Origin of the sequence: Acidovorax sp. Root275, from assembly GCF_001428965.1 — a bacterium.
Taxonomy (GTDB): Bacteria; Pseudomonadota; Gammaproteobacteria; order Burkholderiales; family Burkholderiaceae_C; genus Acidovorax; species Acidovorax radicis.
In genome coordinates this window covers 563,676-577,483 of sequence record NZ_LMJH01000010.1, presented here as the reverse complement: position 1 = coordinate 577,483, position 13,808 = coordinate 563,676, and the positions used below count along the sequence as shown (strand labels likewise).

Here is a 13,808-nt window from a genome sequence, read left to right as displayed (position 1 = left end):
GCGGGTACGCTGGCAAACCCAGCACGCCGCGCGAATGCGGCACAATTTGCGCCTTACCGTTTTCTCTGGATGGCCCGCCTCCATGACCGACCTTCTTTCGATTGCCCCACGCGACAAGGCTGAAATCCTGGCCCAGGCGCTGCCCTATATCCGCAAATTCCATGGCAAGACCATGGTCATCAAGTATGGCGGCAACGCCATGACTGACCCTGCGCTGCAGGCCGACTTTGCCGAAGACGTGGTGCTGCTCAAGCTCGTGGGCATGAACCCCGTGGTGGTGCATGGCGGCGGCCCGCAGATCGAGACGGCCCTGAACCGCCTGGGCAAGAAGGGCGAGTTCATCCAGGGCATGCGCGTCACAGATGCCGAGACCATGGAAGTGGTTGAGTGGGTGCTGGCCGGCGAGGTGCAGCAGGACATCGTGGGCCTGATCAACCAGGCCGGGGGCAAGGCCGTGGGCCTGACGGGGCGCGACGGCGGGATGATCCGCGCGCAAAAGCTCAAGATGGTGGACAACAAGAACCCATCCATTGAGCACGATGTGGGGCAGGTGGGGGATATCGTGTCCATCGACCCCAGCGTGGTCAAGGCGCTGCAGGACGACGCCTTCATTCCCGTCATCAGCCCCATCGGTTTTGGCGAGAACAACGAGAGCTACAACATCAACGCCGACGTAGTGGCCAGCAAGCTGGCCACGGTGCTGCAGGCTGAAAAACTGATGCTGTTGACCAACACGCCCGGCGTACTGGACAAGGCGGGTAATCTGCTTACCGACCTGACCGCCCGCGAGATCGACGCGCTGTTTGCCGATGGCACCATCTCCGGCGGCATGTTGCCCAAGATTGCCGGTGCGCTGGATGCCGCCCGGGCGGGTGTGCAGGCGGTGCACATCATCGATGGCCGCGTGCCGCACGCCATGCTGCTCGAAATCCTGACGGACCAGGCCTACGGCACCATGATCCGCAGCCATTGAAATGCACTCCCTGAGCCGCGTCGCGTCTTCCCCCTCTCTCGTTTCTCGGGAGCGGGACGCCACCAGTGGCCTGGCAGAGCCAGTTCCACGGTGGCACTGGTCTTTGCCGCGCCAGTGTCGTTGGCTGCGGGCCTCACGCAACCCAGGGGGCCACTGACATGCGGCTGTTGCTGGTCGAAGACGACGTCATGGTGGCCAGTGGCATCAAGCTGGGGCTGACCGATGCGGGGTATGCCGTGGATTGGGTTGGAAGCGGTGAGCGTGCCGAAGAGGTGCTGCGTACCGAGTCGTTCGACGCTGCCATCATCGACATCGGCTTGCCGGCCATGGATGGGCTGGAGCTCACCCGGCGCCTGCGCCGCACCGACATGGCAACCCCGGCCCTGCCGGTGCTGATCCTCACTGCGCGCGACGCGTTGCACGACCGCGTGCAGGGACTGGACCTGGGGGCCGATGACTACATGGTCAAACCCTTTGAGTTGCCTGAACTGCTGGCAAGGCTGCGCGCCCTGCTGCGCCGCTCGCAGGCCGCCACCACGGCGGTCCTGAGCTTTGGCCCACTGGAGCTGGACACGGCCGGCCGCCGTGCAAGCATCCGCACCGGGGACGGGGAACAGGTCATCGAACTCGGCCCCCGTGAATGGACCGTGCTGGAGTACCTGCTCATCAATGCCCCCAAGCCAGCCAGCAAGGACAAGCTCCTGCAGGCCCTGACGGGCTGGGACAAGGAGATCACGCCCAACGCGGTGGAGGTGTATGTGTCCCGCCTGCGCGGCAAGCTGGAGCCCCACGGCGTGGCGCTCCGGTCGATTCGCGGGTTCGGCTATCGGCTTGAGCTCCAGACTGCCTGAGTGGAATCGGTCAGGCTGAAACCCTTCGGTGAAGATGATGACGGCGCTGGATCGGACCACCCCCTCGCAACGGCCTCGCCTGCGCGCCATGACCTCCGATCTGCGCAACCGGCTGCTGCTTTTGCTGGTGCTGCCCTTGTGCGCGCTGGCCCTTGTGGGTGTGTGGCTGGACTACCGCTCCGCCGACGAGGCCGCCGGGCGGCATGACCAGCGCCTGCTGCGGCTATTGCCCGCGCTGGCCGATTCGGTGCTGGCCCCGTCGATCCGTGACAACGAGCCGCCCCTGTTGTTGCTGGCACCACCGGTGGAAGAGTTTCTGCGGCAGAACACTGGCTTTGCCGGATACAGCGTGCGCGATATCTCTGGCCGTCTGCTGCTGGGCGATGACTGGGTGCACGGGGCCGTGCCCACCACGCAAGCGCCGGAGTTCCACAGCGTCGAGTTTGGCGGCGTGACCTACCGGGTGGCCGTGCAGCGCGGCCGCACCGGGGCCGGCGAAATGGTGGTGGCGCTGGCCGACGGGTCGGACCCGCGCCAGCAGTGGGCGCAGCAGCTCCTGCTGCGGGTGCTGCTGCCCAACCTGGTGCTGGTGGCCGCTGCCGCGCTGGCCATCCACTGGGCGGTGGGCCGGGCGTTCAAACCGCTGGTGGATTTGGCCGAAGCGGTGGAGCACCGCTCGCCGCGTGACCTGAGCCCCATCGACGAAGCCTCTTCGCCCGCCGAGGTGCGCCCGCTCGTGCATTCCCTCAACCGCCTGTTTGCGCTGGTCAACGCGCAGGCGGAAGGGCAGCGCCGCTTTGTGGCCGACGCGGCGCACCAGCTGCGCACCCCGCTGGCAGGCCTGCAGGCGCAGGTCGAAGCCTGGGCCATGATGGCCAAGGCGGCGGCGCCACCCCGGGTGTCGTTGCCAAGTTTTGATGGAAAAGTGCCGCTAGCGCATGATGGACATGCGAAAGGTGCTATTGTTTTAGGAGTTGACCAGATTGAGAAGCTGCGCAATGCCACGCGGCGCACCTCACAGCTCGCCCACCAGCTGCTGGCACTGTCGCGCGCCGATGCGCGCAGCCTGGACGCGCAGCCGCCCCAGCGCGTAGACCTCAAGGACCTGTGCGAAACCTTGCTGGAGACCTTTCTTGACCCGGCCACCGGCAAAGGACTGGACCTGGGCCTGGAAGTCCAGCCTGTGCATGTCACCGGACATGGCTGGCTGCTGCGCGAATTGCTGTCCAACCTGGTGGACAACGCCATCAAGTATACCCCGGCGGGTGGCATTGTCACCATACGCTGCGGCATGCGCCAGTGGCGCGCGGGGCCTCCACGCGTGTTCATCGAGGTGGAAGACGACGGACCGGGTGTGCCCGATGCCGAACGGGGCCGTGTCATGCAACGGTTTTACCGGGTGCCAGGCACGGTGGGTGAGGGTACCGGGCTGGGGCTGGCCATTGCCGACGAAATCGCGCGCGTGCACCGCGCCTCCCTCACGCTGGGCGCCGGTCCGCAGGGGCACGGCCTGCTGGTGACTGTGGTGTTTCCGCTGTAAAGCGGGGCTGCGGCGCCATCCCGGCCTGTGCCTGCACGGCCGGGTGCGGGGCCTGTGCGAGAATCATTTCCACACATGATTTACGCCCTGCCGCAGGCCTGTGCATGCCCATCCGGCATGTGAACCAGGTGCAGGGCGCCATTGGCCGTCTGGCCCTACCCGAGCCCCTGTTCCTGCATGTCCGAACTTTCGCCCCTTCCCGAGCCAGCCAGTACCGACGATGCCGGCGAAACGCCCGCTGCGCGCAAGCGGCCCAAGCCGGGCGAGCGGCGGGTGCAGATCCTGCAGGCACTGGCCGCCATGCTGGAGCAGCCCGGGGCGGAGCGCATTACCACCGCCGCCTTGGCCGCGCGCCTGTCGGTCAGCGAGGCAGCCCTGTACCGCCACTTCGCCAGCAAGGCGCAGATGTTCGAGGGGCTGATCGAATTCATCGAGCAGACCGTGTTCACCCTGGTCCAGCAAATCACCGGCCGCGATGTGCCCGATCCGGATCAGCCTGCCGAGGTGGGCGCACGCCAGGCCGCGCGCATCGTGGCCTTGCTGTTGCAGTTTGGCGAGCGCAACCCGGGCATGGTGCGCGTGATGGTGGGCGATGCGCTGGTGTTCGAGCACGAGCGCCTTCAGCAGCGCATGAACCAGTTCTTTGAACGCATCGAGTCCACCTTGCGCCAGTGCCTGCGCCAGGCTGCAGCGGGCTCTGCAACGCCCACGGTCGATGCCCAGGTGGCGGCCAGCGTGCTCACGGCGTTTGCCCAGGGCCGTCTGCAGCGCTACGCCCGCTCGGGCTTCAAGCGGCTGCCGACCGAGCACCTGGATGCCAGCCTGGCGCTGATGCTTTAAGGGCGCTCCAAAACGCTTCTGGCGTTGTTGCTGCGCCCTGCACCGAGCCCGAAAGCGCTCCGTGCGCTGAGGTTGCTTTGCGGCCTTCACTCATTGGCTGCAACGTGCAGGTCCGGGAACGCAGAGACGCGGTTGCGTTCCTGCAACGGGCGATTTGGGTGGGCCTCCCTATTTTTTTCGGGGGTTTTGGTCAGAGGGGTAATTTGCTGCAAAATAGAACGAACGTTCGTTTTTATTTGCCCGCATGTCCGCCACCTCTTCATCCAGCCAGGTCACTCGCATCCCGCGCGCTCGCAGCGGAACCGGCCGTGCCCTGCAAAAAGGCCAGCAAACCAAGGCGGCCATCGTCGAAGCGGCGCTGGGCCTGGCCACGCACATCGGGCTGGAGGGCCTGTCCATCGGGGCGCTGGCCGATGTCACGGGCATGAGCAAGTCGGGCGTGTTCGCCCATTTTGGCTCGCGCGAAGAGCTGCAGATCTCCGTGGTCCGCGAATACCACACGCGTTTCGAGCAGGAAGTGTTCTACCCCGCCATGTCCGCGCCGCGTGGCCTGGCCCGGCTCAGCGCCATGTTCGACAACTGGATGAAGCGCACCTCCATCGAAATCGATTCGGGCTGCATCTACATCAGTGGCGCGGTCGAATTTGACGACCGCACCGGCCCCGTGCGCGACGCGCTGGCCAGCTCGGTGCTGACCTGGCATGCCGCCATGCGCCGCGCCATCGAGCAGTGCAAGGGCCTGGGCGAGCTGCGCGCGGACACAAATGCCGAGCAGATGCTCTTCGAGATCCACGGCCTCATCCTTGCGCTGCACTACGAAGCGCGGTTCCTGCAGACCCCTGGCTCCATGGGCCGGGCCGTGCAGGGCTTCCACAACATCCTGGCGCGCTACAGCAATGCCCAGGCCACGACCCCGGCCGCCGCCGCGTCTGCAGCACCGCCTGCTGCCGCCAAGCGCCGCAAAGTTTCCAACCAAACCACCACCTCCAAGGAGTAAACCCCATGCCTATCTACACGCCGCCCCTGCGCGACATGCAATTCGTCATGCACGAAGTGCTCAAGGTCAGTGATGAATTCAAGGCAATGCCGCCCCATGCCGAGGTGGATGTGGACACGATCAACGCCGTGATCGAAGAAGCCGGCAAGTTCGCCGCCGAGGTGACCTTCCCGCTCAACATCAGCGGCGACACCGAAGGCTGCGTGCTCGACAAGGCCACCCACGAAGTGAAGCCACCCTCGGGCTTCAAGGACGCCTATGCCAAGTACGTCGAAGGCGGCTGGGCGGCGCTGTCGTGCGACCCCGCCTATGGCGGCCAGGGCCTGCCCTTCGTGCTGAACCAGTGCCTGTACGAAATGATGAACTCGGCCAACCAGGCCTGGACCATGTACCCCGGCCTGTCGCACGGCGCGTACGAAGCCCTGCACGCCCACGGCACCGAAGAGCAAAAGGCCCTGTACCTGCCCAAGCTGACCAGCGGCGAATGGACCGGCACCATGTGCCTGACCGAGCCCCATTGCGGTACCGACCTGGGCCTCCTGCGCACCAAGGCCGAACCCCAGGCCGACGGCACCTACAAGATCACCGGCAACAAGATCTTCATCAGCGCCGGCGAACACGACATGACCGCCAACATCGTGCACCTGGTGCTGGCTCGCCTGCCCGATGCGCCCAAGGGCAGCAAGGGCATCAGCCTGTTCGTCGTGCCCAAGTTCAACGTCAAGGCCGACGGTTCGCTGGGCGAGCGCAACCCTATCTTCTGCACGGGCCTCGAGCACAAGATGGGCATCCACGGCAATGCCACCGCGCAGATCGCCATCGACGGCGCCATCGGCACCATGGTGGGCCAGCCCAACAAGGGTCTGGCCGCCATGTTCGTGATGATGAACGCCGCGCGCCTGGGCGTGGGCAACCAGTCGCTGGGCCTGACCGAAGTGGCCTACCAGAATGCCCTGGCCTACGCCAAGGACCGCATCCAGATGCGCTCCTTGAGCGGCACCAAGGCCAAGGACAAGGACGCCGATCCGATCATCGTGCACCCCGACGTGCGCAAGATGCTGCTGACCGCCAAGGCCTATGCCGAAGGTGGCCGCGCGCTGCAGATCTTCTGCACGCTGCTGCTGGACAAGGTGCACAGCCACCCTGATGAAAAAGTGCGCAAGGACTCCGAAGAACTCGTCGCCCTGCTCACGCCCATCGTCAAGGCCTTCATCACCGACAACGGCCACATCAGCACCAATGCGTGCATGCAGGTCTTCGGCGGCCATGGCTTCATCAAGGAATGGGGCATGGAGCAGTACGTGCGCGACAACCGCATCAACATGATCTATGAAGGCACCAACACCATCCAGTCACTGGACCTGCTGGGCCGCAAGATCCTGGGCAACAACGGCGCCACGCTCAAGAAGCTGGGCAGGCTGATCGGCAAGCTGGTGGAAGAAGAAGGCGTGAACGAGAAGATGGCCGAGTTCATCAACCCCGTCGCCATGCTGGGCGACCAGATGACCAAGTTCACCACCGAGATCGGCTTCAAGGGCATGCAGAACCCCGACGAAGTGGGCGCCGCCGCAGTGGACTACCTGCGCGTGGCCGGCCACCTGGTGTTCGGCTACCTGTTCGCCCGCATGGCCCAGGTCGCGCTGCGCGAGATTGCCGCGGGCAACACCGACCCGTTCTACGGCGCCAAGCTGCAGACCGCACGCTTCTACTTCGCCAAGCTCTTCCCCGAGACCGCGACGCTGATGCGCACCGCCCGTGCCGGCAGCAAGGTGCTGATGGACACCGACCTGGCCCTGGCCTGATCGGTGCGTGGGTCGGTGGATGGATCGGATTTCAAGCCTTTTTGCGGGGTAGCGCTTATGTTTAAAGCGGTAGTAGCTATTGTTTTGGTAGCAGGCGCGTTGCCAGCCTGGGCGCAGGCAACGCCCGAGGGCCTGTGGCGCAACATCGACGACAAGACCGGCGAGGCCAAGGCCGAGATCCGCATCCGCGACACCGGCGGCGGCGTGCTGAATGGGGCGCTGGAAAAGCGCCTGTCCAAGGACGCCAAGGCCGATGACGTGTGCGACGAGTGCTCAGACGACCGCAAGGGCAAGCCGATCCTGGGGCTCGAGATCATCCGTGGCGCCAAGAAGGCCGAGGGCAAGGACGTGTGGGAGGGCGGCAAGATTCTCGACCCCGAGAACGGCCGCAACTACACCCTGCGCATGACGCCCATCGACGGCGGCAAGAAGCTGGAAGTGCGCGGTTCCATAGGCCCCTTTGGGCGCACGCAGACCTGGATCCGGGTGCAATAAAGACGACAACACCGTGCGCGCCGCGCCCAGGCACGGCGTGCACAACAACGAGGGCAGGGCGCCCACCGCGGCCGCCCTTCTGGAGAAATACCGATGTCAAGATTCCAAGTGAAAAAAGTCGCCGTGCTCGGCGCAGGCGTGATGGGCGCGCAGATCGCCGCCCACCTCGTCAACGTCAAGGTGCCCGTGGTGCTGTTCGACCTGCCGGCCAAGGAAGGCCCCAAGAACGGCATCGTCACCAAGGCCGTCGAAGGCCTCAAGAAGCTCAAGCCCTCGCCCCTGGGCGTGGCCGAGGATGCGGCACTGATCCAGCAGGCCAACTACGAAGAGCACATGCACCTGCTCAAGGAATGCGACCTCGTGATCGAGGCCATTGCCGAGCGCATGGACTGGAAGCTCGACCTCTACACCAAGATCGCGCCCCATGTGGCCAAGCACGCCATCCTGGCGTCCAACACCTCGGGCCTGTCGATCACCAAGCTGTCTGAAGTGCTGCCCGAGAGCATCAAGCCGCGTTTCTGCGGCATCCACTTCTTCAACCCCCCGCGCTACATGACGCTGGTGGAGCTGATCAACACCCCCACCACGCAGCCTGAAGTGCTCGACCAGCTCGAAGCCTTTGTGACCAGTGGCCTGGGCAAGGGCGTGGTGCGCGCGCACGACACCCCCAACTTCGTGGCCAACCGCGTGGGCATCGCCGGCATGCTGGCCACGATGAAGGAGGTCGAGAACTTCGGCCTGACCTTCGACGTGGTGGACGACCTCACGGGCAAGAAGCTCGGCCGCGCATCCAGCGGCACCTTCCGCACTGCCGACGTGGTGGGCCTGGACACCATGGCGCACGTGATCAAGACGCTGCAGGACAACCTGAGCATCGAGACCGATCCGTTCTACGAAAGCTTTGGCACGCCCGCCGTGCTCAAGAAGCTGCTGGAGCTGGGCAATCTGGGCCAGAAGACCAAGGCCGGCTTTTTCAAAAAGGTCGGCCGCGACGTGATGCGCTTCGAGCTGGACAGCGAAGAGTACGTGCCCGCCGGCCAGAAGGCCGACGAGGTGTACGCCCGCATGCTCAAGAAGCCCGCCGCCGAACGCCTGAAGCTGCTGCGCAACGCTGAAGGCGCGCCCGGCCAGTTCCTGTGGGCCATCTTGCGCAACGGCTTCCACTACGCCGCCGTGCACCTGGCCACCATTGCGGACAACGCGCGCGACGTGGACCAGGCCATGCGCTGGGGCTTTGGCATGAAGCAGGGCCCCTTCGAGCTGTGGCAAGAAGCCGGCTGGCTCGAAGTGGCGAAGATGATTCAGGAAGACATCGACGCTGGCAAGGCGCTGTGCAAGGCGCCGCTGCCCGAGTGGGTCTTCAAGGGCCCCGTGGCCGAAGCCGGTGGCGTGCACACCGCACAAGGCTCGTGGAGCGCATCGCAAGGCAAGTTCGTGCCGCGCCGCCAACTGCCCGTGTACGAGCGGCAGATTTTCCCCGAGTCGCTGCTGGGCGAGTCCAACCTGCCCGACTGGCGCACGGCCGGCACGACCATCGCGGAGTCGAACGCCCTGCGCACCTGGACGCTCGACGAGGATGGAAGCCCCTTCGGTGGGCGGGTGCTCATCGCCAGCATCAAGAACAAGATGCACGCCATCAGCCCCGAGGTGATGGAAGCGCTGATGGAGGCCTTGGAACTGGCCGAGGCCGAATACCAGGGCATGGTGATCTGGTCCGGCGACGCACCTTTCAGCGTGGGTGCCGACCTGGAAGCCACGATGCCGGCCTTTGTGGTGGGCGGTGCAGACGCCGTCGAAAGCATCGAGAAGGAACTGCAGAACCTGATGATGCGCATCCGCTACGCCCAGGTGCCCGTCGTCGCTGCCATCCATGGCATGGCGCTGGGCGGCGGCTGCGAGCTGGCTGTGTATTCGGCCAAGCGTGTGGCCCATATGGAAAGCTACATCGGCCTGGTGGAAGTGGGCGTGGGCCTGGTGCCTGGCGCCGGCGGCCTGACCTACATCGCACGCCGCGCTGCCGAGAACATGGCGGCGTCTACCGGCAAGGACATCCTGCCCTTCCTGACCGAGGGCTTCACCGCCGCCGCGATGGCCAAGGTGGGCACCAGCGCCATCGAGTCGCGCAAGCTGGGCTTCCTGCTGGAGTCCGACATCATCGTTCCGCACAAGGACGAGTTGCTGTTTGTGGCCATCAACGAAGCCAAGTCCATGGCCGCCAGCGGCTGGCGCGCGCCGCACAAGCGCCTGTTCCCCGTGGCGGGCCGCAGCGGCCTGGCCACCATCAAGGCACAGCTCGTGAACATGCGCGACGGCGGCTTCATCAGCGCCTACGATTTCAAGGTCAGCACCATGATCGCCGAGGTGGTGTGTGGGGGTGATGTGGACGCTGGCGCGCTGGTGAGCGAGGAATACCTGCTCACGCTGGAGCGCAAGGCGTTCTGCCACCTGATCGCCCAGCCCAAGACGCACGAGCGCATCCTGGGCATGCTCTCGACAGGTAAGCCTGTTCGCAACTGACCGCCATCACCATGACGGACCACGCCCCCAACAAACTCCAGCGCTCGCTGATGCGCCTGGACGAGGCGCCCGCCTTCATGCGTGGCTTCGTGCAGAACATCATCCTGCGCCGGGCTGTGCCCTTTACCGGCACGGCCGGGGTGAAGTTCGTCTCGCTCACGCCCGAGCGCGTCGAGGTGCACCTGGCCAATGAGCACCGCGTGCAGAACCACATCGGCGGCGTGCACGCCTCGGCCATGAACCTGCTGGCCGAGACGGCCACGGGCATGGTGGTGGGCATGAACGTGCGCGACGACTGCATCCCGCTGGCCAAGGAGCTGTCCATGGCGTTCAAAAAGCGCGCCACCGGCGGCCTTAAAGCCGTGGCCATGCTGACCGCCGAGCAGCGCGCCGCCATGTTGGCCAGCGACAAGGGCGAGGTGCAGGTTGCGGTCACCGTGACCGACGAAGCCGGTGTAGAGCCGGTCGAATGTGTATTTACGTGGGCCTGGATTCCTTCCAGCCGCCCCGCCAAGAATTGAAGGAGTTTCAACACCATGGCTCAAAAACAAGTCCAGGACGCTTACATCGTTGCTGCCACGCGCACGCCCATCGGGCGTTCGGGCCGCGGCTATTTCAAGAACACCCGTCCCGACGACCTGCTGGTCGCCGCCATCAAGAGCGCGATGCTGCAGGTCCCCACGCTGGACCCCAAGGCGATCGAGGACGCCATCATCGGCTGCTCCTTCCCCGAGGGTGAGCAGGGCATGAACATGGCGCGCATTGCCGTGGGCCTTGCGTTCGACCACCCCGTGGGCGGCGTGACGGTCAACCGCTTCTGCGCATCGGGCATCACCGCGCTGCAGATGGCGGCCGACCGCATCCGCGTGGGCGAGGCGGACGTGCTGATCGCCGGTGGCGCCGAGTCCATGAGCCTGGTGCCCATGGGCGGCAACAAGACCTCGTTCAACGCCGAGATTTTTGCCAAGGACGAAAACGTGGGCATCGCCTACGGCATGGGTCTCACCGCCGAAAAGGTGGCCCAGCAGTGGAAGGTTAGCCGCGAAGCGCAAGACGCGTTCGCCCTCGAATCCCACCTGCGCGCCATCAAGGCACAAAAGGCCGGGGAGTTCAGCGACGAAATCACGCCCTTCGAAATCGTGGAGCGTTCGCCCAACCTCGCTACCGGCGAAGTGGTGGAAAAGCGCCGCACCGTGAGCCTGGACGAAGGCCCTCGCCCCGACACGTCCCTGGAAGGCCTGGCCAAGCTCAAGCCCGTGTTTGCGGCACGCGGCAGCGTCACGGCGGGCAACAGCTCGCAGACCAGCGATGGCGCGGGCGCCCTCATTGTCGCCAGCGAGAAGGCCGTGAAGCAGTTTGGACTGACGCCCCTGGCGCGCTTCGTCAGCTACGCAGCGCGCGGTGTGCCGCCCGAGATCATGGGCATTGGTCCTATCGAAGCGATTCCGGCGGCCCTGCGTTATGCAGGTCTCAAGAGCGATGACATTGGCTGGTACGAGCTGAACGAAGCGTTTGCGGCCCAGTCGCTCGCCGTGATCAATACGCTGGGCCTGAACCCTGCGAACGTGAACCCCATGGGTGGCGCGATTGCATTGGGGCACCCGCTGGGCGCTACCGGTGCCATCCGTGCGGCGACGGTGGTGCATGCGCTGCGTCGGCACAAGCTGAAGTACGGCATGGTCACGATGTGCGTAGGAACCGGCCAAGGCGCCGCCGGCATCATCGAAGCGTTGTAACTGGCTACTGCGCGGCTTTCATGCGTCGTTGGGCGGTGCTCGCAATCCTCACGTACCGCAAGTACGTTCCGGTTGCGGCGCTCCGTCCGCCTAGCCTGAAAGCCGCTCGCTACGCCCTTGAGGTCGGGGTTTGAATACACAAGGGCAGGGGTATCACACCCACCCGTTTGGGCTGAGCCTGTCAAAGCCAAGGCACTGCCCGGCAATTCGTTTTCTTTTCAAGCCGGCGCAGATCGGTTTCGACACAAGGAGACAGACATGAACAAGCAAACCTTGCAGGTGAACGGGGCAGTGTCATTGGCACTGCGTGTCTACGAACCCGAGGGCGCACCGCGCGCCAGCGTTGTCATCGGCGGCGCGATGGGGGTGCGGCAGTCGTTCTACGAGGCCTTTGCGCTGTGGATGGCGCAGCAGGGGTTTCGGGTCACCACGTTCGACTATCGGGGCCACGGCGATTCGCTGCAGGGCGCCATGCGCGATGTGAAGGCGGATCTGTTTGATTGGGCGCAGGACTACGAGGCGGTGATTTCTGCCGCCAAGGCCGCACTGCCGTCGCAGCCGCTGTACTTGCTGGGCCACAGCCTGGGCGCGCAATTGCCAGGGCTGCTCAAGAAGCCCGAACAGGTGGCGGGCCTGCTGAGCGTGGCCGCAGGCAGCGGCTACTGGCGCGACAACGCGCCGCAGCTCAAGCGCATCGTTCCGTATTTCTGGTGGGTGCTGGTGCCGCTGGCCACGCGGCTGTGCGGGTACTTTCCGGGTCGTACGCTCAAGAAGGTGGGCGACCTGCCTGCGGGGGTGATCCTGCAGTGGCGGCGCTGGTGTCTGGACCCCGCTTACAGCGTGGGGGCTGAGGGGCCTGCGGTGGCGCAGAGTTATGGCGCGGTGCGGTTCCCGGTGCTGGCGCTGTCGATGTCCGACGACGAACTGATGACCTTGCGCGGCACGCACAACCTGGTGAACCTGTACGCTAATACCGAGCGCCGGGTGGAGAGCATCACGCCGGCCGACCTGCAGGTGCGGCGCATCGGGCACTTTGGTTTCTTTCGCGACCAGTTCCGCCAAAGCCTGTGGCCGCGCGCGGCGACTGCGCTGGCCGCCCTGGGTGGCGGCGTGCACCACGGCGAAGTCTCCGGTACGACGGCCTGAGCGGTCGTTTCGCGGCACACTCGCAGCATGACTTCCTCTTCATCCACTTCTTCGTCTTCGTCCTCCGCAGCCCACCCGCTGGACGAGGCGCTGCAACTGACGGCCTCGTCCGCTCCGACCGGCCAGTACGAAGGGCAGACCCACCCCGGCTACTGGAACATGGTGGGCCCGTTTGGTGGCATCACCGCCGCCACACTGCTACAGGCCATCCTGCAGCACCCTGACCGGCTCGGCGACCCGTTGTCGCTCACTGTCAACTACGCGGGCGCACTGACAGCCGGTGCGTTCACAGTGCAGGCAACGCCCGTGCGCACCAACCGCTCTACCCAGCACTGGACGCTGTCGATCCTGCAGGCCGGTGCTGACGGCGCGCAGGTGGTCACCACCACCGCCACGGCCGTCACGGCGGTGCGCCGTGAGACCTGGAGTGTGGGCGATGTGCCCATGCCCGAGGTGCTCCCGCCCGCAGAGCACAAGGCCATCGTGGCGCCCCCGGGCGCAGTCGAGTGGCTCAACCGGTATGAGATGCGCCCCATTGCCGGCTTCATCCCGCGCACCTGGGACGGCAGCGGCGACCACAGCCTGACGCAGTTGTGGATGCGCGATGCGCCGCCCCGGCCGCTCGACTTTATCGCGCTGTCCGCATTGGCCGATGTGTTCTTCCCCCGCGTGTGGCTGCGCCGTGCGCGCCAGGTGCCTGCGGGCACGGTGTCGATCACCGTGTACTTCCACGCCACGGCAGAGCAGCTGCAGGCCACGGGCACGGGCTTCCTGCTCGGCCAGGCGCGCGGGCAGGAGTTCCGCAACGGATTCTTTGACCAGACCGTGCAGCTGTGGAACGAAGCGGGCACCATGCTGGCCACCAGCCATCAGATCGTTTACTACAAAGAATAGGAAGTCGGCCTGTCGCC

Annotated in this window: 12 protein-coding genes; all 12 read left to right on the top strand. The window is 65.5% G+C overall.

The features are described from left to right. The first annotated feature begins 82 nt into the window (after positions 1 to 82). The 12 genes from argB (at position 83) to ASE52_RS21905 (ending at position 13,791) form a co-directional block, all read left to right on the top strand. Positions 83 to 973, top strand: a complete 891-nt coding sequence (argB, locus tag ASE52_RS21960; protein ID WP_010462547.1) for an acetylglutamate kinase — start codon at positions 83 to 85, stop codon at positions 971 to 973. Between the two features lie 158 nt (positions 974 to 1,131). Then, positions 1,132 to 1,824 carry a response regulator transcription factor gene (locus tag ASE52_RS21955; RefSeq protein WP_057229207.1) on the top strand — a complete coding sequence of 231 codons (693 nt, stop codon included), beginning with the start codon at positions 1,132 to 1,134 and terminating at the stop codon, positions 1,822 to 1,824. Between the two features lie 88 nt (positions 1,825 to 1,912). Beyond that, positions 1,913 to 3,364 carry a sensor histidine kinase gene (locus ASE52_RS21950; protein WP_010462542.1) on the top strand — a complete coding sequence of 484 codons (1,452 nt, stop codon included), beginning with the start codon at positions 1,913 to 1,915 and terminating at the stop codon, positions 3,362 to 3,364. A gap of 177 nt (positions 3,365 to 3,541) precedes the next feature. Beyond that, entirely contained in the window at positions 3,542 to 4,204 is a 663-nt protein-coding gene (slmA, locus tag ASE52_RS21945) for a nucleoid occlusion factor SlmA (RefSeq protein ID WP_057229206.1), read from the top strand. A 244-nt stretch (positions 4,205 to 4,448) separates the two neighbouring features. After that, entirely contained in the window at positions 4,449 to 5,201 is a 753-nt protein-coding gene (locus ASE52_RS21940; protein ID WP_057229204.1) for a TetR/AcrR family transcriptional regulator, read from the top strand. A 5-nt stretch (positions 5,202 to 5,206) separates the two neighbouring features. Then, complete coding sequence (locus ASE52_RS21935; protein ID WP_057229202.1) at positions 5,207 to 7,003, top strand: acyl-CoA dehydrogenase C-terminal domain-containing protein; 1,797 nt, start codon at positions 5,207 to 5,209, stop codon at positions 7,001 to 7,003. Positions 7,004 to 7,060: 57 nt separating this feature from the next. Then, the gene (locus ASE52_RS21930) at positions 7,061 to 7,498 is read left to right on the top strand and encodes a DUF2147 domain-containing protein (protein ID WP_057229201.1); all 438 of its coding nucleotides are present in this window, start codon (positions 7,061 to 7,063) and stop codon (positions 7,496 to 7,498) included. Between the two features lie 93 nt (positions 7,499 to 7,591). Next, positions 7,592 to 10,015, top strand: coding sequence for a 3-hydroxyacyl-CoA dehydrogenase/enoyl-CoA hydratase family protein (locus ASE52_RS21925; protein ID WP_057229199.1), 2,424 nt, complete (start codon positions 7,592 to 7,594; stop codon positions 10,013 to 10,015). 11 nt (positions 10,016 to 10,026) lie between these two features. Further along, positions 10,027 to 10,536, top strand: coding sequence for a DUF4442 domain-containing protein (locus ASE52_RS21920; protein ID WP_057229197.1), 510 nt, complete (start codon positions 10,027 to 10,029; stop codon positions 10,534 to 10,536). A 15-nt stretch (positions 10,537 to 10,551) separates the two neighbouring features. Next, positions 10,552 to 11,751 carry an acetyl-CoA C-acyltransferase gene (locus ASE52_RS21915; protein ID WP_057229195.1) on the top strand — a complete coding sequence of 400 codons (1,200 nt, stop codon included), beginning with the start codon at positions 10,552 to 10,554 and terminating at the stop codon, positions 11,749 to 11,751. A gap of 258 nt (positions 11,752 to 12,009) precedes the next feature. Then, the gene (locus tag ASE52_RS21910) at positions 12,010 to 12,897 is read left to right on the top strand and encodes an alpha/beta fold hydrolase (protein WP_057229193.1); all 888 of its coding nucleotides are present in this window, start codon (positions 12,010 to 12,012) and stop codon (positions 12,895 to 12,897) included. A gap of 27 nt (positions 12,898 to 12,924) precedes the next feature. Beyond that, a complete protein-coding gene (locus ASE52_RS21905; protein ID WP_082606983.1) occupies positions 12,925 to 13,791 on the top strand; it encodes a thioesterase family protein in 867 nt (288 codons plus the stop codon). The last annotated feature ends 17 nt before the right edge of the window (positions 13,792 to 13,808 follow it).

What these genes read in the sequence shown, in the direction of transcription:
- argB (WP_010462547.1), top strand. Translation starts at nt 83, where the DNA reads ATGACCGACCTTCTTTCGATTGCCCCACGCGACAAGGCTGAAATCCTG.
- ASE52_RS21955 (WP_057229207.1), top strand. Translation starts at nt 1,132, where the DNA reads ATGCGGCTGTTGCTGGTCGAAGACGACGTCATGGTGGCCAGTGGCATC.
- ASE52_RS21950 (WP_010462542.1), top strand. Translation starts at nt 1,913, where the DNA reads ATGACCTCCGATCTGCGCAACCGGCTGCTGCTTTTGCTGGTGCTGCCC.
- slmA (WP_057229206.1), top strand. Translation starts at nt 3,542, where the DNA reads ATGTCCGAACTTTCGCCCCTTCCCGAGCCAGCCAGTACCGACGATGCC.
- ASE52_RS21940 (WP_057229204.1), top strand. Translation starts at nt 4,449, where the DNA reads ATGTCCGCCACCTCTTCATCCAGCCAGGTCACTCGCATCCCGCGCGCT.
- ASE52_RS21935 (WP_057229202.1), top strand. Translation starts at nt 5,207, where the DNA reads ATGCCTATCTACACGCCGCCCCTGCGCGACATGCAATTCGTCATGCAC.
- ASE52_RS21930 (WP_057229201.1), top strand. Translation starts at nt 7,061, where the DNA reads ATGTTTAAAGCGGTAGTAGCTATTGTTTTGGTAGCAGGCGCGTTGCCA.
- ASE52_RS21925 (WP_057229199.1), top strand. Translation starts at nt 7,592, where the DNA reads ATGTCAAGATTCCAAGTGAAAAAAGTCGCCGTGCTCGGCGCAGGCGTG.
- ASE52_RS21920 (WP_057229197.1), top strand. Translation starts at nt 10,027, where the DNA reads ATGACGGACCACGCCCCCAACAAACTCCAGCGCTCGCTGATGCGCCTG.
- ASE52_RS21915 (WP_057229195.1), top strand. Translation starts at nt 10,552, where the DNA reads ATGGCTCAAAAACAAGTCCAGGACGCTTACATCGTTGCTGCCACGCGC.
- ASE52_RS21910 (WP_057229193.1), top strand. Translation starts at nt 12,010, where the DNA reads ATGAACAAGCAAACCTTGCAGGTGAACGGGGCAGTGTCATTGGCACTG.
- ASE52_RS21905 (WP_082606983.1), top strand. Translation starts at nt 12,925, where the DNA reads ATGACTTCCTCTTCATCCACTTCTTCGTCTTCGTCCTCCGCAGCCCAC.